Here is a 26,574-nt window from a genome sequence, read left to right on the forward strand (position 1 = left end):
TTCGCACTTTATGAGAGTCGGCCCGGCTGTCGCAATCAACCGTTTGAGACAGGTGTTGTAGCGATAAGGACATCCGTCGTGGGCGGGACGGCCGGTACATGAGGCTCTTGACCCTCACGTGGCGTCAGGCCGCATAGTCGGTGCCGTGGAAGAACACTGGACAGTGGGACGTGTGGCCGAGCTGGCCGGCGTGAGCGTCCGCACGCTGCATCACTACGACGGGATCGGGTTGGTCCGGCCGTCCGCGCGGACCGCGGCCGGGTACCGGGCCTATGCGGCGGGCGACATGGAACGGCTGCGTGAGGTGCTGGCCTATCGGCGGCTGGGCTTCGGACTGCGGGAGATCGCGGAACTGGTCGACGACCCGTCGGCCGACGCGGTCGCGCACCTGCACCGGTTGCGCGGCCTGCTGCTGGAGCGGCGTGATCGCGCCGACGAGATGGTGACGGCCATCGACAGGGAACTCAGGACACGGGCGAAGGGACTTGAGGTGACACCGGAAGAGCAACTGAACCTGCTCGGTGCACGGCTGTACGACACGATCGGAGGCGCCTACACCGCGACCAGGCGCACCGATCCACGGATCGCCGAGCAGATCTGGGACGCGCTCGGGGACGCGCGGACGGTGCTGAACGTCGGGGCCGGCACCGGCTCCTACGAGCCTGCCGACCGCCGGGTGACCGCGGTGGAACCGTCGGCGGTCATGCGGGGGCAGCGGCCTCCCGGCTCGGCGCCGTGCGTCGACGCCGCTGCGGAGTGCCTGCCGTTCGCGGACCGTTCCTTCGATGTCGCGATGGCCGTCTCCACCGTTCACCACTGGGGGGACCCGATCGCGGGGCTGCGCGAGATGCGGCGGGTGGCACGCCGCGTGGTGGTGCTCACCTTTGACACCGACGAGCCGGGGTGGCAGGACCGGTTCTGGCTCACCCGCGACTATCTGCCCGAGTTCACCGGCGTCCTCGCGGAATTCCCCTCGCTCGCCGGGATGGCCGACGCGATCGGTGCCCGTACCGAACCGGTGCCCGTCCCGTGGGACTGCACCGACGGCCTGTTCGAGGCGTACTGGCGCCGGCCGGGGGCGTATCTGGAGGAGCGTGTGCGCCGCGCGACGTCGGTGTGGACGAGGGTGGGGCCGGAGGCGGAGGAGCGTGCGGTACGGGGTCTCGGCGACGATCTCGCCTCCGGCCGGTGGGCCGAACGCAACGGCGACCTCGTCGACCTCGACGCGGCGGATCTGGGCCTCCGCCTGCTCAGGGCGTGAACTCGGGCCGGAACGTCCCCGGGGTCAGCCCGGTGGTCCGCCGGAAGGCCACGCCGAAGGCGCTCGCGGAGCGGTAGCCGACCTGTTCGGCGACCGACTCGACGTCCCAGCCCCGGGTGAGCAGGCCGATCGCGTGCTGCGCGCGGACCGTCGCGACCCAGCGGACGAAGCTCGTGCCCGTCTCGGCGCTGAAAGCGCGCGTGACCGTACGGGTGCTCACCCCCAGCTCGGAGGCCCAGTCCGCCAGCGTCCGCTGGTCGCCCGGATCCTCGCGGACCGCGTTCGCGATGGGGCGCAGGAGGCCGGAGGTGGGGACCTGGACGAGCAGCTCGCGGGGCGACGGCGCGAGAACGTCGAGCACGAGCGCCTCGGTCGCGGCCCGGGAGGAGGGAGCGAGGCCGGGTTCGCCGAGCCGTTCCAGCAGGAGACGCAGCAAGGGGGTGATCTCGACGGCGACCGGGGTGTCGGAGATCGACGACGTCGTACGGAAGCCGAAGAAGCTCGCCCGGAACCAGGTCCCCGCCGTCGCCGACCCGGAGTGCAGGGTCCCGGCGGGCATCCACAGGCCGAGCGAGGGGGTGATGGTCCAGATGCGTTCGCCGACCACCGCCGAGGAGGCGCCCCGCTCGTTCCAGAGCAGTTCGTGGAAGGGGTGGGAGTGCGCGTCCCAGAGGGTGTCGTGGGAGACGACCTCGTCGTAGCCCTGGATGACGAAGGGAGTGTCGACCGCGCCGGGCGCGTGCGCGGGCAGCGACCGGGTCTCCCTGGTCATGGAAGGCGGCCCCGGACGGTACGGGTACGGCTCGCGGCGGACGGGTGGCGCATCCGCCCAGGGTAGGCCTTTCCGTTGGCATCGTGCCTCGGGGGGCGTGCGGGGTCCGGTGCCCCCTTCGTCTGCCTCGACTCGACGTTTACGCGGGTCCGGGTACGTCCTTCAGGTGAAGGGCTCACCGCTTTCGCCGCGTACGCCTTCGCCCGGCCGGACAGTGGGTGGGCCGGCCCGGCAACCGGGCCGTGGCCGGTGGAACATGACGTGCGGAGAAGGGTGACGGATTCATGGGCACTGAGGCCACCAGGCGGGTCGCGCTCGTTTTCTCCCTGTTCGACGCCAATGCCAACGGCGTCCTGGAGCAGGACGACTTCGATCTCATGGCCGAGCGCGTCGTCCACGAGGCGCACGCCTCGGACCGGGCGGCGAAGGACGCGATGCGGGGAGCGTTCCGGCGGTACTGGACGACCCTGCTCACCGAGCTCGACGCCAACGGGGACGGCGAGATCAGCTTCGAGGAGTTCCAGGCGTGCGTGCTGTCGCCGGAGCGGTTCGACGCGACCATCGCCGTGTTCGCCGAGGCGCTCGCCGCGCTCGGCGACCCGGACGGCGACGGTCTGATCGAGCGCCCGCTGTTCATGGCGCTGATGCGGGCGATCGGGTTCGAGGCGGCGAACATCGACGCGCTCTTCGACGCGTTCGAGCCGGCCGACGGGGACCGGATCCGGGTGGAGACGTGGGTCGCGGGGATCAAGGACTACTACGCGCCGGGCAAGGCCGGCATCCCCGGGGACCACCTGGTCGTCGGCACCGCGGTCTGAGACGTCCGTCCCCGGCCGCTGATGCCGTGCCCGGAGCGCGGGGTACGGCATCGGCGGCCGGGGCGCGCCGGTCGGTCAGCGTTCGTCCGGGTCCGTGTCCCGCGTGATGCGCCCGATGACGGACGCCGCCCGTTCCGGGTGGCGGTCCAGCCAGCTGCCGAGGTGCTCCCGGACCCCCTGCTCGACGCCGTCGCGCACGGTGGCTCCGCCCAGCCGGCCGCGGGTGGAGCCGTCGTATTCCGGACAGTCCAGTCGCACCGAGACGACCGCTGTCAGTCCCTCGCCGACCCGGTCGGCGCCGAGCCCGGGACCGTCGGGCTTCAGGAGCCCGCGCCGGAGCGCGTGCTCGGTGAGCGCGGCCGCCACTCCGGTGCGGAACCCGTCCTCATGGGTTCCGCCCTCGGGGGTGGGCGCGCTGTTGGCGAAGGAGCGGACTCGCTCCTCACGAGCGCTTCGCCGGCTCAGCGCCACTTCCGCGATTCCCGCCATCCGTTCGTCCTCCCACTCGAACGCGATCACCTCGGGCAGCACCCGTTCGGTCTCGGCGTCCAGGAGGGCGACGAAGTCCGCGGCTCCGTCCGGGTACCGGAAGCTGACCGACCGGGTTCCGCCCGCGGGGCGTTCGTCGGTCAGCGAGAGGGTGAGCCCGCAGTTCAGCAGGGCCACCTCCCGCACCCGTCCGGCCAGCAGCGCGAACGAACACTCCACGGTGTCGAAGATGTCGGGATCGGGCCAGAAGGCGATCGTGGTCCCGGTGTCCGTCGCCGGTCCCGCGGCGGCGGGCGGGGCGAGTGCGACGCCGCGTGCGTACTCCTGGACCCGGCGCACACCCCCGCGCCGCACCTCGGCCGTGAGGCGGCTCGACATGACGGTGGCCGCACAGGGTCCCACGCCGTAGACGCTCCAGCGGACGGTGTTCCGGCCGCCGGGCCGAAGCTCGGTCTCCGGCCTGGTCAGCAGGGTTTCCAGACTGTCGCCGACGCGGGCTTCGCCCGTCGCCTCGAACGGAATGCCCGGGCCGTCGTCGGCGATCCGGATGCCGCCGTCCCGGGTGAGGGTGACATCGACGCACCCGCCACCACCCGCCAGGATCTGGTTCACCGACCGGCTCGCGACCTCGTACACCAACTGATGGAGGCCGTATACGCCGGTGGAGCCGACGTACATGCCGGGCCGCTTCCGCATGAGCTCGCGCCCCTCCACCTCGGTGACGCGGGCGGCGTCGTACTCACTTCTTCCCCCGGTCACGCATCCCCCTCCCCGGGTGTCCGGCAGGACGTCATCCCGTCAGCAGATCCGGGTTGCCCGCGAGCGCTGCCAGGCGGCCCTGCGGGTCCGGGACGAGGCGGCGGGCGGTCAGGTCGAGGACGCCGGCGACTCCGGTGATCTCCGCGGCCACCGTGCCGTCCTCCTTGATGATCTGCTGCTCCAGGGTGAACGTCTTGCCCGTGCCGTAGTCGAACCGGCAGGTGACCCGCACGCGCTCGCCGCCGCGCAGCTCGCGGCGGTACTTGACCGTCACTTCCAGCTGCACCTGGCCGATTCCGTCGGCCAGCAGCTTCTCCTGGGGCAGTCCGGCGGCGCGCAGCAGCTCCCAGCGGGCGTGCTCCGCGTACTGGAGGTAGACGGCCTGGTTCAGGTGGCCCTGGGTGTCGAGCTCGTAACCGCGCACGGTCACATCAACGGAGAAGGTCATGACCGTGCGAACAACCGGGCCGGGCCGCCCATTCCGGGTGGACCGGGGGTGCCGGATCCCTTTACGCACCTGTCATGCACCGGTAACTTCCATCCCGCAAGGAATTGCAGCAACATTCCGGCAGAACTTGCTGCCGGATCGTATTCACTCACTGAACCCCGAGGCGCGTCAGGGTTCTCCCCTCCCCTGGAGACACGTATGAGACGCACTCCTCACCGACTGCTGCGCCGTCCGCTCGCGGCGGCCGTGGCAGCGGCCGGGCTGCTGGGACTTCTCACCGCCGTACCGCAGGCGCCTCCCGCCCCGGCGAGCGAACCCGCCGCCTCCTCGGCCGCCGCCGAGACCACGGCGACCGTCTTCTACTCCACCAAGACCCGCAACTGGTCGGCGTACTACCTGCATTACTCCCCCGACGGCGGCTCCTGGACCGCCGTCCCCGGCACCCGGATGGAGGCCGCCTGCACCGACTGGGTCAAGCTGACCGTCCCGCTCGGGGACGCGGGCGGGCTGAAGGCGACGTTCACCGACGGATCGGGAACCTGGGACAACAACGCGGGCAGGAACTACGACCTCGGCACCGGGAACATCACGGTCCAGGACGGGACCGTGGCGCACAGCGACCCGTGCGCGGACGCCGGGCCCGGGGAGCCGGAGGAGCCCGACGGGCCGAACACGGCCTCCGTCTACTACGCGACCTCCACCGTCGGCTGGTCCACCGTCAATCTCCACTACCGCCCGCACGGCGGAGCCTGGACGGCCGTCCCCGGCATCGGCATGGAGGCCGCCTGCACAGGCTGGGTGAAGCGCACGGTCGACCTCGGGTCAGCGACAGGGCTTCAGGCCGCGTTCAACAACGGCAACGGCGTCTGGGACAACAACAACGGCAGCGACTACACCCTGGCGGCCGGGCTCACCACGGTGAAGGACCGCACGGTGACGGCCTCGGCGAAGGACCCGTGCGCCGCCGAGGAACCGGACACCGAGGCGCCGTCCGCACCCACCGCGGTGAAGGCCACCGCCGACGGGGTGGCGGTCGTGGTCACGTGGGAACCCGCCACGGACGACCGGGGTGTGACGAAGTATCAGGTCACCAGGACCGGCGGGACGAAGGGCACGGTGGTCACCGACACCGCCTCGACCGTCTTCTCCGACACGGGACTCGATGCGAAGACCGCCTACCGCTACACCGTCCGGGCCGTCGACGCCGCCGGGAACGTCTCGGCCGGGTCCGCCCCGGCCTCCGTCACCACCGGTGAGAAGCCCACCGCCCCGGCCACGGGCACACCGCTGGGCACCGACCCCCGCAAGGACCCGATCTACTTCGTGCTCACCGCCCGCTTCAACGACGGCGACCCCACGAACAACCGGGGCGGCAGCCAGCACGAGAAGTCCGGCAACGCGGCCAACGACGACCCCATGTTCCGGGGGGACTTCAAGGGTCTGGTGCAGAAGCTCGACTACATCAAGGGGCTCGGCTTCTCCGCGATCTGGATCACCCCGGTCGTGCTCAACCGCTCGGACTACGACTACCACGGCTACCACGGCTACGACTTCTACAAGGTCGACCCGCGGCTCGAGTCGGCCGGAGCCTCCTACCAGGACCTCATCGACGCGGCCCACGCCAAGGGCATGAAGATCTACCAGGACGTCGTCCACAACCACTCCTCACGGTGGGGCGCCAAGGGCCTGTTCACCCCGAAGGCGTACGGCGTGCGCGACGCGCAGTGGAGCTGGTACTACGACGAGAAGAACGACGGGTTCACGTACGACGGCCTCACCGTCGAGCCCAAGTCCGGGAAGTCGTACTACAACGGCGACCTGTGGTCCACGGCCGAACCGACGGGCAACACCTGCGTGGGCTGGGGCACCCCCACCGGGCACACCTCTCCGGAGGGCTATCGCATCTACAACTGCCAGTGGCCCAGCCCCACTTCGGGCATGTTCCCGAAGGCGCTCTACCACACCTGCTGGATCGGCAACTGGGAGGGCGAGGACTCCCGCTCCTGCTGGCTGCACGACGACCTCGCCGACTTCAACACCGAGAACGCCCAGGTCCAGAACTATCTGATCGGCGCGTACAACAAGTACATCGACATGGGCGTCGACGGCTTCCGGCTGGACACGGCGGTGCACATCCCCCGCACCACCTGGAACCGCCGTTTCCTGCCCGCGATCCAGGAGCGCGTCACGCAGCGGTTCGGCGCGGAGGCGGCACAGAACTTCTTCGTCTTCGGCGAGGTCGCGGCCTTCGTCAACGACAAGTGGAACCGCGGCTCGGTCAACCACTCGGCGCAGTTCTTCACGTGGAAGGAGCGCAAGGAGTACAGCGCGGACGACGAGAAGGCCGCCCTGGAGATGTACGACTACGAGCAGCAGCAGGGCACGGCGGCCCAGCCGGTCTCGGACAACGCCTTCCTCAAGGGCAACGCCTACCACGCGCCCGACCGCAGCCGGTTCTCCGGGATGAACATCATCGACATGCGGATGCACATGAACTTCGGTGACGCGGACAACGCGTTCCACAACGGCAAGGATTCCGACGACGCGGTCAACGACGCCACGTACAACGTCGTCTATGTCGACAGCCACGACTACGGCCCCAACAAGAGCAGCGAGCGCTACACCGGCGGTACGGACGCCTGGGCCGAGAACATGTCGCTGATGTGGACCTTCCGAGGCATCCCGACGCTCTACTACGGCTCCGAGATCGAGTTCCAGAAGGGGAAGAAGATCGACTGCGGGCCGACCTGCCCGCTGGCGACGACCGGACGGGCCTACTTCGGGGACCACCTGGCCGGTGAGGTGACGGCCTCGGACTTCGGCAAGGTCTCCTCCGCCACCGGCAAGGTCGCCGACACCCTGGCCGCCCCGCTGGCCAAGCACCTCCAGCGGCTCAACGAGATCCGGCGGGCCGTGCCCGCACTCCAGATGGGCCAGTACTCCACGGAGGGCATCAGCGGCTCCATGGCGTACAAGCGCCGCTACACCGACGCGGCGAGCGGCACGGACAGCTTCGCCCTGGTGACGGTCTCCGGGAGCGCCACGTACACCGGCGTCCCGAACGGCACGTACAAGGACGCCGTCACCGGTGACACCAAGGTGGTGAGCGGCGGCACGCTCACGGTCCCGGCCCCTGGGAAAGGCAACCTGCGCGTGTACGTCCTGGACCTCGGCGGCAAGAACGCCGCGCCGGGGAAGATCGGTGCGGCGGGGCCGTATCTGAAGTAGCGGACCCGGCCGGCCCGGCCGCCCGGATGCGCGGCTACCGCGTCCGCAGGTGCGGGAAGCGCCATTCGGTGCGGCTGCGCAGGGTTTCGCCTGGGCGCAGCACCGTGCTCGGGTGGCCGGGGCGGTTGGGTGAGTCCGGGAGGTGCTGGGTCTCCAGGCAGAGGGAGCCGTGGCGCTGGTGGCGGCGGCCGGTGCCGTCGGTGAACGCGCCGTCGAGCTGGTTGGCGGTGTAGATCTGGAGGCCCGGTTCGGTGGTCCACAGTTCAAGGGTGCGACGGTAGCCGGGCGCGGTGAGGCGGGCTGCGCGGCGCAGGGTTCCGGGGTTGGCTTCGGGGCGCAGGATCCAGCAGTGGTCGTAGCCGCCGGCCCGGTCCAGTTGGGCGTCCGGGTGGTCGAGGCGTTCGCCGATGCGGTGGGGGGTGGTGAGGTCGAAGGGGGTGCCGGTCACCGGGGCGGGCGGGCCTTCGGGGATGGAGCCGGCGTCGACGGGGAGGTAGGCGTCGGCGTCGACCTGGAGGGTGTGGCCGAGGATGTCGTCGTCGCCGAGGTTGAGGTAGGCGTGGTTGGTGAGGTTGACGACGGTGGGCCGGTCGGTGGCGGCCGTGTAGTCGACGGCGAGGGTGCCGGTGGTGTCCAGGGTGTAGGTGGCGGTGACGTCGAGCGCGCCGGGGAAGCCCATGTCGCCGTCGGGGCTGTGCAGGGTGAGCCGGAGGACGGCGGCGGAGTCCGTACGGTCCGCCTCGGCCTGCCAGATCTTGGTGTGGAAGCCGTCGGGGCCGCCGTGCAGGGCGTGGCCTCGGTCGTTGGCGGGGATGTGGTGCGTGGTGCCGTCGAGGGTGAAGCGGCCGTGGGCGATGCGGTTGGCGTACCGGCCGACGATCGCCCCGAAGTACGGGTTCTTGTCGGTGTAGTCGTCGAGCGCGGGCAGCGAGCGGACGACCGGGCCGGGTTCGCCTGCGGTGTCCGGCACGGTGAGGCTGTGCAGGACACCGCCGTAGGTGAGGATCTCGGCCCGGACGCCGGTGCCGGAGTCGAGGGTCCAGAGGTCGGTCTCGCTCTGCCCGTGGGCGCGGCCGAACGGTTTGCGGTGCACGGTGGGCATGAGGAGTCCTTGGGGGTGCGGACGACGTCTGGCGGGACTGGCGGGGTGCGTCAGCTCGGCGGCCCGGAGGACTCGCGGGGCGTGGTGGATTCGCGGACGACGAGGCGGTAGCCGGGGCGGGGCCGCCGGGGTTCGGCGACCGTGGTGCCGGCGAGGCGTTCGACGAGGCTGTCGACGGCGAGCCGCGCGATGGCCGCCTTGTCCGGGGCGATGGTGGTCAGGGTGGTGGCCCCGTACCGGCTCTCCTCGATGTCGTCGAAGCCGACGACGGCGATGTCGCCCGGGACGGTGAGGCCGCGTTCGGTGATGGTGCGCATGGCCCCGATCGCGATCAGGTCGTTGTACGCGAACACGGCGTCGGGCCGCTCTCCCCGGTCGAGGAGCGAGGCCATCGCGGCGGCCCCGTCCTCGCGGCCGTAGCCGTCGGTGACGACCACCAGGGACTCGTCGGGGGTGATCCCGGAGGCGGCCAGCTCCTCGCGCCAGCCGCGCAGCCGGAGGTGGGCGGGCTGGCGTTCCTGCCCGGTGCGGGAGCCGAGGAAGGCGATACGCCGGTGGCCCAGCGCGATGAGGTGGGCGACGGCCTCACGGGCGGCGGCCACGTTGTCGATGGCGATGTGGTCGTACGGGGCCTCGTACTCGCGCTCGCCGAGCAGCACCAGCGGCGCGGTCTCGGTGCGGGCCATCAGGTCCTCGGTCTCCAGGTGGATGGGGCTGAGGATGAGCCCGTCGATGACGTGGGAGCGGAATCCCTGGCAGACCAGCAGCTCCTTCTCGCGCTGGCCCGCCGTGTGGTCGACCAGGACGGTGTAGTCGTGCCGGGCCGCCGCGTCGACGACCTCGCCGGCCAGCTCCGCGAAGTACGGGTTGCCGAACTCGGGGACGGCCAGCGCGATGATGCCGGTGCGGCCCTTGCGCAGATGGCGGGCGGTGAGGTTCGGCCGGTAGCCGAGCTCGTCGATCGCCTGCTGCACCTTGGCCCGCATCTTCGGGGTGACGTGCTGGTAGTTGTTGACCACGTTCGACACGGTCTTGATGGACACGCCCGCCCGTTGAGCTACGTCCTTGAGGCTGACGCCCACGGCACTCCTTGTTTTTCTTGGTTCGACACGGCCCGACCCGTACGGCTCAGGTGGTTCTCCGGCTGCGTGCGAGGTAACGCTGCGCCACCACGACAACGATAAGGAAGCCGCCGCTGACCACCGACTGGTACGAGGAGTTGAGCGAGCCGATCTGGTTGATCAGGTTCTGGATCACGGCGAGCAGCAGGACGCCCCAGAGGGTGCCGCTGATCGAGCCCGCCCCGCCGATGAGGAGCGTGCCGCCGATGACGACGGCGGAGATCGCGTCCAGCTCCATGCCGACCCCGACGATGGTGACGCCGGAGGAGAGGCGGGCGGCGTTCAGCGCTCCGGCGAGTCCGGCGAGCAGCCCGCTGAGGGTGTAGACGAGGATCTTCGTGCGGGCGACGGGCAGTCCCATCAGGGTGGCCGCGTCGCTGCTGCCGCCGACCGCGAACAGCGTCTGCCCGAACGAGGTCCGCTGGAGGAGCAGGCCGCCCGCTCCGAAGAGGGCCAGCGCGATGAGGATCGGGTGTCCGAAGCCCCAGACGCTGCCCTGGCCCAGCTCGGCGAAGGCGGAGTCCTTCGGCACCAGGTAGGTGGTGGCGCCCTCGTCGGTGAAGGCGAGCAGCATGCCGCGCGCCGCGAGGAGGCTGGCGAGCGTGACGATGAACGGGGCCATGTTGGCGCGGGCGATGAGCAAGCCGTTGACCAGGCCGATCGTTCCGCAGACCACCAGGGGCACGAGCAGGGCGGCGAAGAAGCCCCATTGCGATGCCCAGGCGGCGAGGACGCCACCGAGGGCGAAGACGGAGCCGACGGAGAGGTCGATGCCGCCGGTGATGATGACGAGGGTCATGCCGAGCGCGACGATCGCGAGGAACGACGCCTGGACGGTGACGCCCCGGGCGTTGTCGAGGCTGGCGAACGTCGGGTAGACGAACGAGGCGATGAGGATCACGGTCAGCAGGACCGCGAGGACGCCCTGGCGCTGGACGAGTTCGCCGATGCGGGAGCCGGTGGAGCGTTCGGGGCGGGGTTCGGGACGCGAGGAGGCGCTCTTGAGGGGCGCCGGGGCCTTCGCCGCGGGCACGGTGGCCGGTGTGGTGGTCTTGTTCATCGGGACCTACGCTCCCGGGCGACGTAGACGGCGGCGATGATGATGGCCGCCTGGGCGATCTGTGCGGTGGAGTCGGGCAGGTCGTGCTTGACGAGGGTGGCGCGCAGCAGCTGCATCAGCAGGGCTCCGGCGACGGTGCCGAGCACGCGGATGGAGCCGCCGTTCAGCGGGGTGCCGCCGACGACGACCGCCGTGATGGCGGACAGCTCCATGAGGGTGCCGAGGGATGACGGGTCGCTGGCGGTGAGCCGTGCGGTGGCGAGGATGCCGGCGAGGGCGGCCATCACCCCGCAGAGGATGTAGACGCCGATCAGGACGCGCTTGACGGGCAGTCCGGACAGGGCGGAGGCCGAGCGGTTGCCGCCGATGGCGACGATCTGCCGGCCGAAGGTGGTGCGCTGCACCAGGAACGCGACGGCGAGCGCGAGGACGCCCGCGATGAGGACGACCGTCGGGATGCCGAGGAAGGAGCCGGTGCCGAGCGCGAGGATGTCCGGGTTGACGATCTGCTTGAGCTGGCCGTCCGCCATGACGAGGGCGAGCCCCCGGCCTCCGACGAACAGGGCGAGCGTGGCGACGATGGGTTGCAGCCCGACGAGGGAGACGAGCGTCCCGTTGATCGCGCCGACCACCGCCCCGGCGAGCAGGGCGATCAGGAGCGCGGGGACCAGTCCGTAACCGAGGTAGAGCGGCAGCAGGGCGGCGGCGAGCGCCATGGTGGAGCCGACGGAGAGGTCGATGCCCTCGGTGCCGATGACCAGGGCCATGCCGAGCGCGACGATCACGATGGGCGCGACCTGGACGAGCTGGGTGCGCAGGTTGTCGGCCGTCATGAAGTGTTCGGTGAACAGGGCGTTGAACAGCAGCACGACGGCGACGGCCGCGTACACCCCGTACTCCTGGTACCAGGCGGGGTCGCGGAGCCGGGCCAGCGGCTTCGCGGGGCGTGGCAGGGTGGCCTGGGTGGTCATCGGGGGTCCTCCTGGCCGGCCGGGACCTTCCCGCCGGTGTCGGGCGTGCGGTCGGCGGGCACGGCGTCGGGCGTGCGGTCGCTGAGCACCGTGTCGGGCGTACGGTCGGCGGGCACGACGCCGGGCGTGCGGTCGCTGAGCACCGTGTCGGGCGTGTGGTCGGCGAGTACTTCGAGGAGGCGGCTCTCGTCCACCTCGTCGCCGGCGAGTTCACCGGCGACCGCGCCGCCGCGCAGGACGACGATGCGGTCGGCGCCCTCGATCAGCTCCTCGATGTCGGAGGAGATCAGCAGCACGGCGAGCCCTTCGCGGGCGAGTTCGTCGATGAGGGACTGCACCTCGGCCTTGGCGCCGACGTCGATGCCCCGGGTGGGCTCGTCGAGCAGCAGGACCTTGGGCTCCAGGCAGAGCCAGCGGGCGAGCAGCACCTTCTGCTGGTTGCCCCCGGAGAGTTCGCCGACCTTCTGCTCGGGGCTGGACGCCTTGATCCGCAGTCGCTTCATGAAGATGTCGACGATGCGGTCCTGCTTGGCGCGGGAGACGATCCCGGCCCTGGAGAGCCGGGGCATGGCGGCGAGCACGATGTTCTCGCGGACGGAGAGCCCGGGAACGATGCCCTCGGCCTTGCGGTCCTCGGGGAGCATGCTGATGCCCGCGCGGATGGCGGCGGCCGGGGTGGGCCGGCCGATGCGCTTGCCGTCGACGGTGATCTCCCCGCCGTCCAGGGACAGCGCGCCGGTCAGCGCCTTCGCGGTCTCGCTGCGCCCGGAGCCCAGCAACCCTCCGAGTCCCAGCACCTCACCGGCGTACAACTCCACCGATATGTCGTGCAGTTGATGTCGCCGGTCGAGGCCGGTGGCGGTGAGGACGGGGGTGCGGGCGGCGTCGTGGGCCATGGCTGCGAAGCCGGTGAGGCCGTCGCGGCGGACCTCGGCCATGTCGCGGCCGAGCATCATCGACACCAGCTGCATGGGCTCCAGCGGGGCGAGTGCGCCGGTGTGGATGTGGCGGCCGTCGCGCAGCACGGTGACCCGGTCGCAGATGCGGTAGAGCTCGTCCATGCGGTGGCTGACGTAGAGGACGGCGATGCCCTGGCCGCGCAGGTTCTCGATGACCCGGAACAGCGTCTCGACCTCGCGGGGCTCCAGCGACGAGGTCGGCTCGTCCATGATGACGACCTGCGCCTGTACGGAGACGGCCCGGGCGAGGGCGACCATCTGCTGGGTGCCTATGCCGAGGGTGTGCAGGGGCCGCTTGGGATCGACGCGGACGCCGAAGCCGTCGAGGAGTTCGGTGGTCTCGCGGTTCATCCGGGGGAAGTCGATGAGCCCGAAACGGTTCTTCGGCTCCCGGCCCAGGAAGATGTTGCGCGCCACGCTCATCAGCGGGACCAGGTTCACCTCCTGGTAGATGGTGGAGATCCCGGCCTGCTGCGCCTCGAAGGGGCGGGCGAAGCGGACGGGTTCGCCGCTGACGCGCACCTCGCCCTCGTCGCTCCGGTAGACGCCGGTGAGCACCTTGATGAGGGTCGACTTGCCGGCCCCGTTCTCGCCGACGAGCGCGTGGACCTCACCCGCGCGCAGGGCGAAGGAGACGTCGTCCAGGGCGACGACGCCCGGGAACCGCTTGCTCACGGAGCGGGCTTCGAGTACGGGGGCGGGTTCGGCGACAACGGCCCCGGCGGTCTCCGGGTGCGGGGGTGTCGCGTGGGTGGGTGCCATGAGTCCTGGCCTTCCGGTGGTACGGGAACGGTCCCGGGCCGCCGCGTCGCCCGGGAGGATGCCCGGGGTCGAGGCGGCGGCCGGAGTGCCGGTCGGAGTGCCGGTGCGGGTGTCCGGTGGGAACGCCGGTACGGGTTCCGGTGGGAGTGGCGGCCGGGTCAGTACGCTCCGCCGAGCGATTCCTTCGCGTTGGCCTCGTCGTACTCGCGGTCGGTGATGATCACGTTCTCGGGGATCTCCTCACCGGCGTAGAACTTCTGCGCGGTGGCGAAGGCGAGCGGACCGAAGCGCGGGTTGGACTCGATGACGGCGTTGTACTCGCCGTTGGCCAGGGCCTGGACCGCGTTGCGGGTGCCGTCCACCGAGACGATCTTGACGTCCTTGCCGGGCTTCTTGCCGGCCGCCTTGATCGCGGTGAGGGCGCCGAGGCCCATCTCGTCGTTCTCGGCGTAGACGGCGGTGATGTCGGGCTTGGACTGGATGAGCTGCTCCATGACCTGCTGACCCTTGTCGCGGGCGAACTCACCGGTCTGCTGGGCGACGATCTCCAGTCCGGGGGCCTCGGCCTTGACCTGGTCGACGAAGCCCTTGGTGCGGTCGGTGGTGACGTTGTTGCCGGAGGCGCCGAGGAGGATCGCGACCTTGCCCTTGCCGCCGGTGACCTTGATCATCGCGTCGGCGGCGCGCTTGCCCTGCTCGACGAAGTCGGAGCCGAGGAAGGCCACGTAGTCCTTGCAGGCGGTGGAGTTGACCTTGCGGTCGATGGTGAGGACGGGGACCTTCTTGGCGGCCGCCGCCTTCAACGCGGGCTCCAGACCGTCGGAGTTGAGCGGGGCGACGATGAGGAACTGGGCACCCTGGGACAGCATGTCCTGGATGTCGCTGATCTGCTTGGACAGCTGGGACTGGGCGTTGGTGGTGAGGAGCTTCTTGACGCCGATCTTCTTCGCCTCGTCCTTGATGGACTGGGTCTCGGCGATCCGGAAGGGGTTGGCCTCCTTCTCCGACTGGGAGAAGCCGACCACGGCGTTCTTCAGGTCCAGCTTGGGCGCGCCGTAGGTCTCCAGCGTGCATCCCGAACCGGACGAGGTTTCGGGGGTCTTGGCCTCCTGGGCCGCCTGACTGCTGTCGCCGCCCGCGTTGTTGGAGGTCTCCGACTTGGCGCAGCCGGCGGCGGCCAGCGTGGTGGCGGCGAGGACACAGGCCACGGCGAGGGTACGGGATCGACGCTGGATCATCATGCGCGGAACGCTCCTTGGCGGGTTGACGGCACGCTGATCGGCGTGCGGTCGGGCATGCGGGACGAGGCAATCGGCCGTGGGGCAGCTGATGCCACTGCATTCCTCACACCCCTGCTCCGTCCTGCGGGAACAGCGGTCGTGAGAGCCTGCGCAGCCTGTCGGCGGCTCGGTTTACAACGTTATATAGGCGGTGCGGTACGGGCGGCAAGACCGTTGTCGATGCGTTTCCAAAAAGTGCCGGCCGGCCGCCCGCACCGTTTCCCGGCCGAGGGCCCACCGTGCGGAACAGGCTCTGCGCGAGGTCTGGACACCCACCCGACACCGTGCTGTCATACCGCCGGACGCCTGATTTCTAACGTTGCAAGACCGGCTCTCGTCCGACCTCCCCGCCACGCGACGGCGGTCCACGGCATGCGCTCGGCCGATCGGCCCGCCGCTCAGCCCCGCACCTCAGGTCATTCACGTACCACCGGCAGCCTCGCCCTGCACGGCCACCGCGCCCTGCAGCCACCCCCACCGAGCCCGGCCGCCACACAGGCGGCCGCGGCCGAGAGCAGGAGCCGCACCGATGCCCCTGAACCGCAGGCAGCTCATCACCACCGCGGAGGCCACCGCCGCGACCAGCCGGTGGGCGACCGCCGCGACGCCCGACCGCCACCGGGTCCCGGCCGCCCGCGGCTGCCACTACTCCCCCAACGCCGCCCCGCTGCACCCCACCGCGTTCCTGAAGCTCCCTCCGGGCAAGGTGACGGCACACGGCTGGCTGGCCGGGCAGCTGAAGCTCCAACTGAAGGGGCGTTGCGGCCGGTACGAGGAGTTCTCGCACTTCCTCGACTCACGGCCACCGGCCGGGTCCGCCCGGAGAGGGGCGGCTGGGAGGAAGTCCCGTACTGGCTGCGTGGTTACGCCGATCTCGCGATCGTCACCGGTGACGCGACCGCGCTGGCCACCACCCGGCCGGCCGCGTCCCTGCGCCGCCGCTCCACGGGCCGGGCCCGGGGCGACAGCCCGTTCACGCTGGACGGCACCCCGCTCACGATGACCGCCCGGGCCCTCCGCATCCCCGAGTGGACGGCGGACGACGAGCACGTGGTCGCGCCCCTCCAGCCGAGCCCGGCGCGCTCGACGGAGCCGGTCGAGGAGGTCACGCTCGTCCCGATGGGCGCGGCCAGGCTGCGGAACACGTCGTTCCCGACGACCGCACCGGACGCCGAGTCGTGGCCGGCGGACCGCTGGTACCGGATCGCGAACCGGCACTCCGGCAAGAGGCGGCTGGTACCGGATCCGCAACCGGAACTCGGACAAGGTGCTCGCCGTGGACGGGATGTCCACGGCGAGCAGCGCGCATGTCGTGCAGTACGACGACAACGGGACGGCCGACCATCTGTGGCGGCTGCTGCTCTGAGCGCTCCTCTCCCCTCCCCTCCCCGACGCACCCCCTCCCAGCCCCGTACGACCGTAGAAAGGGATGTTCAACCATGCGACCAGCACCCGCACCCCGCCGCCGCACCTGGTGGCGGAGATTAACGGCCACCACCGGCCTCCTCGCCCTGGTGGCCACCGCCCTCGTGGGGACCGGCACCGCCCCGGCCGCCGCCGCACCCGCCGCCTGGGAGCCGAAGCCGGCGCCCATGACGACACCGTGGACGAACAGCGTCCCCGTCGACAAGCCGCTGCCGGAGTATCCGCGCCCGCAGCTGACCCGCCCCGACTGGACGAATCTCAACGGCATCTGGGACTTCGCTGTCACCGGCCGTGACGCCGGGCAGCCGGCCACGTTCCCGGAGCAGATCCGGGTCCCGTTCGTCGCCGAGTCCGCGCTCTCCGGCATCCAGCGCCGCATCACCGAGAACGACAAGCTCTGGTACAAGCGGACGTTCACCGTCCCCGCGAACTGGGACGGCCGCCGGGTCAAGCTGCACTTCGGGGCCTCCGACTGGCAGACCACGGTCTGGGTCAACGGCACCCAGGTGGGCGCGCACAAGGGCGGGTTCGACTCGTTCGCGTACGACATCACCCCGCAGCTGAACGGCGGGACGAACACGGTCGTGGTCTCCGTCCACGACCCGAGCCAGACCGGCGGCCAGGCCGTCGGCAAGCAGCGCATCAACGATGTGAAGCCGCACCCGGGCGGCGGGATCTTCTACACCGCGGCCTCCGGCATCTGGCAGACGGTCTGGCTGGAACCGGTGGCCTCCGCCCACGTCACCCGCCTCGACATGACGCCGAACCTGGGGAACAACACCCTGCGGGTCAAGGTCCAAACGGCGGGCGCGGCGGGCCGGAGCGCCCGGATCACCGTCTCCAGCGGCGGTACGGTCGTGGGCACGGCGACCGGCGCGGTGAGCGGCGAGATCTCCGTACCCGTACCGAACCCCCGGCTGTGGACGCCCGAGGATCCGTTCCTGTACGACGTGAAGGCGGATCTCCTCGACGGGGCGGCCGTCACCGACACCGTGGGCAGCTACACCGGCATGCGGTCGGTGGGCCTGGCCAAGGTGGACAACATCCTGCGGCCGGTACTGAACGGAAAGTTCGTGTTCCAGACGGGCACCCTGGACCAGGGGTACTGGCCGGACGGCATCTACACCGCGCCGAGCGACGAGGCGCTGAAGTACGACCTCCAGGCGCACAAGGACCTCGGGTTCAACATGGTCCGCAAGCACATCAAGGTGGAGCCGCAGCGGTGGTTCTACTGGGCGGACAAGCTGGGTCTGCTGGTGTGGCAGGACATGCCGTCGATGGACACCGGCAAGGTGCCGGACGGGCCGGCCCGCACCCAGTGGGAGGCGGAGTACCGCAACATCATCGACCAGCACCGCAGTTCGCCGTCGGTGGTCATGTGGGTCAACCAGAACGAGGGCTGGGGGCAGTACGACCAGGCGAGGATCGCCGACGAGGTGAAGGCCCAGGACCCCTCGCGTCTGGTCAACAACATGAGCGGGGTCAACTGCTGCGGCTCGGTCGACGGCGGTAACGGCGACGTGGTGGACAACCACATCTACGTCGGCCCCGGGAACACCGCGCCGAGCGCCACCCGGGCGGCCGTGCTGGGCGAGTTCGGCGGGCTGGGCTACAAGGTGCCGGGCCACGAGTGGTATCCGGGCGGCGGTTTCAGCTACGAGGACCAGCCGAGCATCGCCGCGCTCAACAACCGGTTCGTCGGGCTGCTGGACGCCATCCGGATCGGCCAACTGCCCGCCGGGCTCTCCGCGTCGGTCTACACGGAGATCACGGACGTCGAGAACGAGGCGAACGGGCTGCTGACGTACGACCGCCAGGTCGTGAAGGTGGACACCGCCCGGGTGAAGGCCGCCAACCAGGCTCTCATCCAGGCCTCCCGCAACCCCGCCCCGCCGGTGAACCTCCCCACCGGGCAGTACAAGTCGCTGCGGGTCACCACCCCCGGGCACACCACGAAGCACCTGCGCCACTCCGACGGGCTGGCCTTCACCGAGGTGGTGAACAGCGGGAGTCCGGCCGTGCTGAAGGCGGACGCCACCTGGAAGATCGTCCCCGGCCTCGCCAACAGCAACTGCTACTCCTTCGAGTCCCGGAACTACCCCGGCGAGTTCCTCCGCCACCGGGAGTTCCGGGTGCGCCGCGACGCCAACGACAACTCCGCGCTGTTCAAGGCGGATGCGACGTGGTGCGCGGTCGCGGGGAACGGTGGAGTGCGGTTCACCAGCGCCAATCTGCCCGGCAGCTATCTGCGCCACATCGACTCCGAGGTGTGGCTCGCCACTCCGGGCGGCGGGCAGCCGTTCGACAGCCCGGCGTTGTTCACCGAGGACACCACGTGGGCGGTTGACGCGCCGTGGGCGCCGTGACCTGACCTGACCAGGGGCACGGGCAGGGGCCCGGCTGCGGCGGAGGACATTCCCTCCGTCGCCGCCGGGCCCCTCTTACGGGAGCCGTACGGCCGGGCTCAGCGGATCAGAACCGGTTCGGGGCGCGTTCCGGGACCGGGGACCCGGGGAGCGCGTCCGGCTTCTCGTTCTGTCGTGCCTGCGCGTTCGACGCGGTGGTCGCCTTGCAGGTCACGTCCTTCGCGGGCAGCTTGCCGGAGGCCAGGTAGCGGTTGACCGCGCCGTCCGTGCAGGCGTTGCCGCTCGGGTAGACACCGTGGCCCTCGCCGCCGAGGACGGTGACCATCCTCGACCCCTTCAACTGCCGGTGCAGGGCCCGGCCGCTGGGCAGCGGGGTCTGCGAGTCCCACTCGTTCTGGACGACCAGGGAGCCGACCTTGTTCTTGACCACGGTCACCGGCTCGGCGGACTTCCCCCAGAAGGCACAGGGCTTGATGCTGGACGCGAAGTCCCCGAAGAGCGGGTAGCGGCCCTTGTCCTCGATGGCGTCCCGCCGGTAGGTCTCCGGATTCCGTGACCACACGGCCGAGTTGTCGCCGCACACCACGGCCCAGAAGCTGGCCGTCATGTTGTCGGCGGGGGTCTCCGCGGCGAGCGCGGCCTTTCCGGCCCACTCGGGCGCCGGGGTCCCGCCGCCATCGGCTTCGGTGATCCGGGCGAGCTTCTTCGCGGAGGCGGGCTTGCCCTTCGCGGCCTTCTTCAGCTCCACGACCGCCTCGGAGGCGGCCTGCGGGGTGAAGGACAGTGCGCGCATCCCCTGGCGGATGTCGTCGCCGTTGGTGGGCTGCCCGTCCACCTCGATCGGGTCCTTGTCGGCCCGCGCGACGAGATCCCAGAAGGTCCGGTCGACCTTCTTCGGGGTGTTGCCGAGGCCGTACGTCTTCGAGCGCGCGGCGGCCCACTCGGTCCACCGGTCGAACGCGGGTTCCGCGCCCTCGGCCCACCACTGGATCATCCCGCGCCAGGCGCGCTGCGGGTCGACCGCGCTGTCCAGCACGAACCGGTCGGCGCGCTTCGGGAAGAGCTGGGCGTAGACGGCCCCCAGATAGGTGCCGTAGGAGTAGCCGACGTAGGAGATCTTCTTCTGGCCGAGGATCGCCCGCACCAGATCCATGTCGCGCGCGGTGTTGCGGGTCGTGATGTGCGGGAGCCGGTCCCCCATCTTCTTGCGGCACTTGTCCGCGACCGTGCGCGCCCAGGCGACGTCCTTGGCGTACGTCTGGGCCTTGTAGGGCCGCAGCCAGTTCTCCTGCTTCGGCGTCAGGTTGCAGGAGACCGGGCTGGAGCGGCCGACACCGCGCGGGTCGAAGCCGACCAGGTCGTAGCTCTTCAGTACGGACTTGGGCAGCTCCTCCTTCATCATCAGCGGCATCCACAGCCCCTCGCCGCCGGGGCCGCCGGGGTTGGAGAGCAGGATGCCGCGCCGCTTGCCGGGGTCGGCGGTCTTGATCCGGGATATCGCCAGGTCGATCCGTTTGCCGCCGGGCTTCCGGTAGTCCAGCGGGACCTTGACGGTGGCGCACTGGTACGCCGCCGAGGTGTCGGCGTCGCACCGCTTCCACGTGGGCTTCTGCTTCGCGTACCGGTCGAGCGCGCTCTTGGCGGCGGGTGAGGAGACGGCCGAGGCGGTCCCGGCCGAGGGGGCGGCAGCCGGGGCCGCGGTGGCCGTCGAGGCGGCGAGCGCCGGGGCCAGCGTCGCCAGGGCGCTCACGGCCACCAGGGGCGCGAGACGTCGTCTGCGCACGATATCGATCCTTCCGGTCACATGCTCGGACAGGAGGATCTTGTCGGACGTGCGCATGTCTGCGTATCCCTCCCGGGGGCCCAACTCCTCTACGTCTCGGGAATGACAGCAAAAGACGTGAATGGTCCGCGAGTTGGAGAACCATTCACGCCATTGCGGGGTCCGCTCCCCTTCCGGCGCGCCCGGAGGCTCCAGACGCACCGGAAGGGGGCCCCGGTCCTTGCGGGTTACGGCTTCTGACGGCCGTGCAGCGCGGACACCTCCTCGGCGGTCAGGGCCTTGTCGTACACCTCGACCTGATCGACGGAGCCGTTCCAGAAGTCGGCCTCGGCGCCGTCGTACTGGGCCCGGCCGACGGAGAGGGGGCCGGTGCTCACGTCGGCCGGGCCGGCCTCGGTGGTGGCGGCGGCCTTCCCGTCGACGTACAGCGTGATCTCGTCACCCTTGCGGACCCCGACCAGGTGGTACCACTTCCCGGTCTCCGGGGTGATCTCCAGGCGGGCTCGCTTGCCGCCCGGGGTGGAGAAGGCGAACGCCCCCTGGCCGTACTGGAGGTAGAAGGGGTTCTCGGTGCGCCGGCCGTCCTGGCTGACGACGGTGGCGTAGTTGCCGGGTACGGCGTCGAGCGAGGCCCACGCGGAGACGGTGTAGTCCTTGGTGGTGTCCACGACCGGACCGGCGCTCTGCGCGTACTGCCCCTCGCCGTCGAACTTCAGCGCCGAGCCCGTGACGCCCGGGGCCCAGGACGAGCCGCCCTCCAGGGTCAGATGGGCCTTGTTGGGACCGCTGTCGCGGGCGGTCGTGCCCTTGTTCTCGTCGAGCGACCAGGAACCGCCGCCCTTCAGCTCGTCGCGCTCACCGGCGTTGGCCCCGGCGGCGATCACCTGGCGGTTGATCTCCCGGACCTTCTTCGGGTCGACCTTGATCTCGCGGCGGTCGTACGTCCAGAGGCCGTTGAGCTCGTTCTCCAGGTCGCTGACCTGGGTGTAGACGGAGCCGGACAGTTCGGCCCCGGCGGCCGCGAGGTAGTACGTACGGGTGTTGTCGACGTACTTCGCGGTGAGGGCGGCCTTGTCCGCCACGCCGGAGTAGATGTTGGCCGGGGCGCCGGGCCACATGTGACCGGGCGTCCGCAGCGTGAAGCCGCCGTGCTCGCCGTCCATCGCGGCGCGGTGCTCGTCCGGGAAGGCCGGGTCGTTGTTCACGTAGTCGTGGTGGTCGATGATCTCGCCCTTGCCGGAATCACCCTTGGAGGCGCAGCAGTTGACGCCGCTGTGTGCGTTGACCACGCGGGACGGGTCCAGCGCCTTGACGTCCTCGGCGATCTTGCCGGTCTCCGTGCGGTCCCACTCGCCCCAGCCCTCGTTGAAGACGATCCAGCCGCTGATCGAGGGGTGGTTGTGGAACTGCTTCATCAACTCCTTGCCCTGGGTCAGGAAGGCGTTCTTGCCGGCGTCGTTGTCGATGTCGGCGTTGACGAAGTCCTGCCACACGAGCAGTCCGAGCCGGTCGGCGTGGTAGTACCAGCGCGGCGACTCGACCTTGATGTGCTTGCGTACGGCGTTGAAGCCGAGGTCCTTCTGGGCCTTCAGGTCGAAGGTGAGGGCGGCGTCGCTGGGCTGGGTGTACAGACCGTCGGGCCAGAAGCCCTGGTCGAGCATGGCGAGGGAGAAGAACGGCTTCCCGTTGAGGACGAGCTTCTGGTAGCCGCCGACCTTGTCGACCTTCAACTGCCGCATGCCGAAGTAGCTTTCGACGCGGTCCTTGGAACGGCCGTCGGTGAGGGAGACGTCCAGGTCGTACAGGTAGGGGTCGTCGGGCGACCAGAGGTGCTGGTTCTTGAGCTGGAGGCTGAGCTTGCGGTTGGCGGGGCCGCTGACCGTGCCGACGACCTTGCCCTTGCGGTCGCGGGCCACGGCGGTGATCCGGGCGTCGGCGGACGCCTTCGCGGAGTTGACGGTGACCGCGAGGCGGCCGGTGTCGATGTCCGGGGTCGTGGTGAGGGAGTCGATGGCGGCGGGGGCGACCGGCTCCATCCACACGGTCTGCCAGATGCCGGAGGTCGGGGTGTAGACGATGCCACCGGGGTTGGTGGACTGCTTGCCCTTGGGCTGGTTCGGGCCCGTCTTGTCGGTGACCGCGACGACGATCTCCTGGGGGCCGTTGCCCTTCAGCGCGTCGGTGATGTCGGCGGTGAATCCGGTGTAGCCGCCTGTGTGTTCGGCGACCTTGGTGCCGTTGACCCACACGGTGGACCGGTAGTCGACGGCGTCGAAGTTGAGCTTCAGCCGCTTGCCCTTGGCGGACGCGCCCTTGCCGGACGTACCCTTGCCGCCCTTGGCGATCGACCAGTTCTTCGGCACGGTGACGAGCTTGCGGTAGAACATGTGGTCCTCGTCGCGCTCCAGGCCGGAGAGCTGGGACTCGACCGGGAACGGCACGATGATCTTCTCGTCGAGCTTCTTGCCGAAGACCGGCCGCTCGCCCTCGGTGGCCCCGGCGAACTCCCAGGGGCCGTTGAGGTTCTTCCACTGGTCGCGGACCTGCTGCGGCCGGGGGTACTCGGGCAGCGGGTGGTTCTTGTCGAGCTTGTCGCCCCAGGGGGTGGTGAGGCGGTGCGTGGAGAGGTTCTTCGCGGTGCGCCCGATCTCCGGCACGGTCTCCGACCCGGACTTCAGACCGCCCTTGCCGTCGTAGGCGACCTTGACGCGCTGGTCCTTCTGAACAGGTGCGGCGAGATCGATGACCAGCGCCCTGGGGTTGTCCGACGCCCGGTTCACCGACTTCACCGGCATCGGGGAGGTGTCGACCTCGATCTTGAGGTGTTCCTTCACCTTCCGCCAGTCCGCGACCCGGTCCCGGAAGGTGGCCTGGAGGCGCTCGCCGTTCCGCGCGACGCTCAGGGCGACCGGGTAGACCTCGAAGTCGGCGGGCGGGGTGAACGCGGACTCGGGGACGATCTGCTTCTTCAGACCGTCGGCCTCCCAGCGCAGGAACATGCTGGCGCCGCCGGTGTCCTGGAACATCTCCAGCTTGAAGTCGTGCTTCTCCCCTGCCTTCAGGGAGATCGGCTCGCTGCGCTGCTCCTTGTCCCAGTCCGGCTCCCAGTGGTCGATGACAACGTTGCCGTCGAGGAAGAGCCGGAATCCGTTGTCGCCGATGGCGGAGAAGACGTAGTCGCCGGCCTCGGGGGCCTCGATCTGCCCGGTCCACCGGGCCGTCGTGTGCTCGGTTTTCCCGGTCGCCGACTCGAACGTACCGGTGAGGCCGGGGAAGTTGATGTCGGGGTCAAGGGTGGTGGCGCCGAGTTCGGCGAAGTCGCGGGCGCCTGGGGCGGACATGCTGAAGTACTCGCCCTTCAGCCCGTGGACATCGGTGACCGGATCCTCGGCCGTGAAGGCCTTCGCGCTGGCTTCGGCCGGCACGGCGGGTGCGGCGGCCGCCGTCGGGACCAGGGTGGCACCGACCGGTATGAGCAGCGCCGCAGCGCAGGTCAGGGCCCTGAACAGGGCACGGGGGCGCGGGTGTTGTCGTCTCAAGGCGTCGTCCTCGTCGAAGAGCCGGGGGTGCCTCCAACCTGCGAGGCACTGCACATAGTCGAACATTGAGCCACAACACCAAACACTGCACAACGGTCGTGCACGCGAAATTTTCAACGATAGAAACCAGAGGCCTCACACCAGGAACGATGCGACCTCGGCCACGAACCGGCCGGGGAGGAGGTCCTGGGGGCTGTGGCCGTAGCAGTCGAGGGAGGGGACGAGCGGTTCGGCGAAGAGGAGTTCGGGACAGCCGGACGGCTCCGGAAGGTCACTCACGACTACGGGCAATGCCGGAAGGCGGCGGGCCAGGGTTCTTGAACGCCCCGGCCCGCCTCCGCGGCCCTCTGTGACGTCAGTCGTCAGTCTGTCGCGGGGGTGGGCGGAGGAATGCGCGGCGACTGCTCAAGTGTCTTCTTCGTGCCGTCTGCGGCGACGGCGGCGTGTACGCACGGCGATACGCGCACAGAGGGGCGGAACAGCGCGAAACGAGATGAAATGAAGTTGAGCAGAAGCGGACTACTGCACGCCTGGCGTGGATCCTCCTGTCCGCCTTCTCTTTCTGACGAGCCGGGCAACTGCGCCTCGCGCGACCGAACTCGTAAAGGGGACGTCATCCGGAGAACTGTTCCGACTCCTCGGATCCCTCGGCAGTCGGAACAGTGATTTTGACCGCCAGCCCGAGGTCGCTGAGAGTCAGAGTGGTGGTCGAGGACACGGACCCCGGGATGTCCAGGGACAGCCGTACCCGCACGGCCCGCCCTTCCCCATCGACCCACACATCGGTGGTCACGGGAATCTCGCCGCCCATCATGTCCCGGAGCTGGTCCGACTTCCCCCGTGCCTCCTTCGTCATGTTGAAAGCGAGTGCCTTGTGACTGAGGGGAGCGCTGTACCGGGTGGTCGCGGCGCCCGCCACCTTCTCCGTGCCGAACCGTTCGTACCCGGAGCTCATGGAGGCCTGCTGAAGAAGGTGGGCGGCGTCGTTCCCGGGAGGACGAAGCATGTGCTGAACCTTGGCATCGGCGCGATCGGTGTACGACCAGGGCATGGTCTCCGTGCCGGTGCCGCCGCGGACGTAGATCCGGTCGTCGGTGAGGACCTGGTCGAACTCGGCGACGTCTCCCACTTTCGCGGTGACGTTCCCCGAATTGCGCGCGAAGTCGTGGGCACCCTTGGCCGTGATCGTGTACGTGGGTTCGCCCGGGCTGGTCCCCATCTCGGTTTTCATCACCGTTCGGGCACTGCTTCCCAGAGTCTCCTGGACAGCTGCGTGAACCATCTGCGTGTAGTTGGCGCTCGGAGAGGCGGCTTCGCCTCCGTTCGAGGCAGGCCGTGCCTTGCTCTCCGGAGTCTGCTGAGCACACCCGCTGCTCAGCGCCGCGGCGCACACCAGGGCCACCATCGGAACTCGACATCTCATCGTGGTCGCCCCACCTTGCCCGCACAGTACATGCGCCCGATGCGGCATGTTCCCCCTGTTGCGAGCAGCCTATGAGGCCGGTCGGCGCTCCCTGGCGCCGGGGTCGCTACGGGCGCCTCTTGCGGCAACTCCGAGTCCGACGCCGAGAACGTCGTCCACCGGCAGCAGGGGCAGGCCTCACACCAGGAACGATGCGACCGCGGCCACGAACCGGCCGGGGTCGTCGACCCAGGCCGGAAGCGGTTCACGCCGCAGAACGTCGACGCGCTGCGACGCCTCGTCGAGAAGGACCTGATGGAGCGTCGGGCGGAACTGCCCGGCAGCCACCGGAGCGCGTACGACGCGATCAGCCGCGGGCTCGACGTCCCCGCGAAGGCGGCCGCCATGGATGCGGCCGGCACCGGGTCCGCCCCGGTGCGCCGCGCCCTCGCACGCCGGATCCAGCGGGACCGGTTCGGCGGCGAGAACTGAGCCGATCGGTGGACCGCACCCGCTTTCTGCCGCCGGTTTCCATGACATGCCGATTCGGGGGTACCCGAACTCCAGCCAGAAAGCTCACGCGACGGGGTGGACGCTATGAACGACCGCATTCTGATGACGTTTTCACCGGACGGCGAGACCCGGACCGATTTCGTCTGCCGGCCGGAGAAGGCCGCCGACGCACGGGACGCCGTCAGCGCATTCGTCTCCCGGCTGCATCCCGCGCCGACCTCGCACATGGTCCAGAACCTCCTGCTCCTCGTGTCGGAGCTGGTCACGAATGCCGTCCGGCACGCCGGGGCCGTCACCGCGCTGTGGCTGACCGCGGACCGCAGGGGCGTCCATGTCCGGGTCACGGACCCGAGCCCGGCGCACCCGCAGGACCGGACGCCCGATCTGACCGGCCGAACCGGTGGGTTCGGCTGGCCGATGGTCCAGCGACTGGCCCAGGAGGTACGGGTCCGCGAGACGGTGGGCGGCGGGAAGGTCATCCTGGCCACCGTGCCGCGCTGAGGACCACGCCCGGAA

Annotated in this window: 19 protein-coding genes and 1 pseudogene; 7 read left to right on the forward strand and 13 right to left on the reverse strand. The window is 70.1% G+C overall.

The annotated features are described in order from the left end of the window. The first annotated feature begins 163 nt into the window (after positions 1–163). On the forward strand, positions 164–1,261 hold the full coding sequence (locus IE140_RS29240; protein WP_167533556.1) for a MerR family transcriptional regulator: 1,098 nt from the start codon (positions 164–166) through the stop codon (positions 1,259–1,261). Here IE140_RS29240 and IE140_RS29245 read toward each other — a convergent pair. Beyond that, a complete protein-coding gene (locus tag IE140_RS29245) occupies positions 1,251–2,033 on the reverse strand; it encodes a helix-turn-helix domain-containing protein (RefSeq protein ID WP_150197023.1) in 783 nt (260 codons plus the stop codon). The two genes, IE140_RS29240 and IE140_RS29245, sit on opposite strands and share 11 nt — an antisense overlap. A gap of 284 nt (positions 2,034–2,317) precedes the next feature. On the opposite strand from IE140_RS29245, the gene IE140_RS29250 reads away from it, so the two are divergent. Further along, complete coding sequence (locus IE140_RS29250) at positions 2,318–2,851, forward strand: EF-hand domain-containing protein (protein WP_109177479.1); 534 nt, start codon at positions 2,318–2,320, stop codon at positions 2,849–2,851. 75 nt (positions 2,852–2,926) lie between these two features. On the opposite strand, the gene IE140_RS29255 is transcribed toward IE140_RS29250, so the two are convergent. Continuing rightward, positions 2,927–4,099, reverse strand: a complete 1,173-nt coding sequence (locus tag IE140_RS29255; protein WP_229826938.1) for a DNA topoisomerase subunit B — start codon at positions 4,097–4,099, stop codon at positions 2,927–2,929. 31 nt (positions 4,100–4,130) lie between these two features. Next, entirely contained in the window at positions 4,131–4,547 is a 417-nt protein-coding gene (locus IE140_RS29260; RefSeq protein ID WP_150197024.1) for an acyl-CoA thioesterase, read from the reverse strand. 198 nt (positions 4,548–4,745) lie between these two features. Here IE140_RS29260 and IE140_RS29265 point away from each other — a divergent pair, with 198 nt between their 5' ends. Next, complete coding sequence (locus IE140_RS29265; protein ID WP_150197025.1) at positions 4,746–7,775, forward strand: carbohydrate binding domain-containing protein; 3,030 nt, start codon at positions 4,746–4,748, stop codon at positions 7,773–7,775. 34 nt (positions 7,776–7,809) lie between these two features. Here the strand turns inward: IE140_RS29265 and IE140_RS29270 are convergent, their stop codons facing one another. The 6 genes from IE140_RS29270 to IE140_RS29295 form a co-directional block, all read right to left on the reverse strand. Then, positions 7,810–8,877: an aldose epimerase family protein gene (locus IE140_RS29270; protein WP_189460840.1), complete on the reverse strand. Its 1,068-nt coding sequence runs from the start codon at positions 8,875–8,877 to the stop codon at positions 7,810–7,812. 50 nt (positions 8,878–8,927) lie between these two features. Continuing rightward, positions 8,928–9,959 carry a LacI family DNA-binding transcriptional regulator gene (locus tag IE140_RS29275; RefSeq protein WP_093445534.1) on the reverse strand — a complete coding sequence of 344 codons (1,032 nt, stop codon included), beginning with the start codon at positions 9,957–9,959 and terminating at the stop codon, positions 8,928–8,930. A 46-nt stretch (positions 9,960–10,005) separates the two neighbouring features. Further along, positions 10,006–11,058 (reverse strand): ABC transporter permease, encoded by a 1,053-nt coding sequence (locus tag IE140_RS29280; protein ID WP_150197988.1) that lies wholly within the window; start codon positions 11,056–11,058, stop codon positions 10,006–10,008. Then, positions 11,055–12,029, reverse strand: a complete 975-nt coding sequence (locus IE140_RS29285) for an ABC transporter permease (RefSeq protein WP_030712918.1) — start codon at positions 12,027–12,029, stop codon at positions 11,055–11,057. Before IE140_RS29285 ends, IE140_RS29280 begins: the two co-directional genes overlap by 4 nt. Beyond that, a complete protein-coding gene (locus tag IE140_RS29290; RefSeq protein ID WP_150197990.1) occupies positions 12,026–13,750 on the reverse strand; it encodes a sugar ABC transporter ATP-binding protein in 1,725 nt (574 codons plus the stop codon). Before IE140_RS29290 ends, IE140_RS29285 begins: the two co-directional genes overlap by 4 nt. A gap of 158 nt (positions 13,751–13,908) precedes the next feature. After that, the gene (locus IE140_RS29295) at positions 13,909–14,991 is read right to left on the reverse strand and encodes an ABC transporter substrate-binding protein (protein ID WP_150197993.1); all 1,083 of its coding nucleotides are present in this window, start codon (positions 14,989–14,991) and stop codon (positions 13,909–13,911) included. 942 nt (positions 14,992–15,933) lie between these two features. Here IE140_RS29295 and IE140_RS36695 point away from each other — a divergent pair. After that, positions 15,934–16,396, forward strand: a pseudogene (locus tag IE140_RS36695) (RICIN domain-containing protein); the annotation flags it as partial. Positions 16,397–16,469: 73 nt separating this feature from the next. After that, complete coding sequence (locus IE140_RS29305; RefSeq protein ID WP_150194199.1) at positions 16,470–18,821, forward strand: AbfB domain-containing protein; 2,352 nt, start codon at positions 16,470–16,472, stop codon at positions 18,819–18,821. 106 nt (positions 18,822–18,927) lie between these two features. On the opposite strand, the gene IE140_RS29310 is transcribed toward IE140_RS29305, so the two are convergent. From IE140_RS29310 to IE140_RS29325, 4 genes are all read right to left on the reverse strand, one after another. Then, on the reverse strand, positions 18,928–20,661 hold the full coding sequence (locus IE140_RS29310; protein WP_229826939.1) for an alpha/beta hydrolase: 1,734 nt from the start codon (positions 20,659–20,661) through the stop codon (positions 18,928–18,930). Positions 20,662–20,831: 170 nt separating this feature from the next. Beyond that, positions 20,832–24,209 carry a LamG-like jellyroll fold domain-containing protein gene (locus IE140_RS29315; RefSeq protein WP_167533469.1) on the reverse strand — a complete coding sequence of 1,126 codons (3,378 nt, stop codon included), beginning with the start codon at positions 24,207–24,209 and terminating at the stop codon, positions 20,832–20,834. A 69-nt stretch (positions 24,210–24,278) separates the two neighbouring features. Further along, a complete protein-coding gene (locus IE140_RS29320) occupies positions 24,279–24,422 on the reverse strand; it encodes a hypothetical protein (protein WP_167533468.1) in 144 nt (47 codons plus the stop codon). A gap of 334 nt (positions 24,423–24,756) precedes the next feature. Continuing rightward, on the reverse strand, positions 24,757–25,614 hold the full coding sequence (locus IE140_RS29325; protein ID WP_491590470.1) for an SCO4651 family lipoprotein: 858 nt from the start codon (positions 25,612–25,614) through the stop codon (positions 24,757–24,759). 246 nt (positions 25,615–25,860) lie between these two features. Between IE140_RS29325 and IE140_RS29330 the strand changes: the two genes are divergently transcribed. Beyond that, on the forward strand, positions 25,861–26,037 hold the full coding sequence (locus IE140_RS29330; protein ID WP_176741918.1) for a hypothetical protein: 177 nt from the start codon (positions 25,861–25,863) through the stop codon (positions 26,035–26,037). A 105-nt stretch (positions 26,038–26,142) separates the two neighbouring features. Further along, positions 26,143–26,559 carry an ATP-binding protein gene (locus IE140_RS29335; RefSeq protein ID WP_093445541.1) on the forward strand — a complete coding sequence of 139 codons (417 nt, stop codon included), beginning with the start codon at positions 26,143–26,145 and terminating at the stop codon, positions 26,557–26,559. The last annotated feature ends 15 nt before the right edge of the window (positions 26,560–26,574 follow it).

This window comes from Streptomyces parvus, assembly GCF_014648875.1.
In the GTDB taxonomy this organism is placed as follows: domain Bacteria; phylum Actinomycetota; class Actinomycetes; order Streptomycetales; family Streptomycetaceae; genus Streptomyces; species Streptomyces parvus.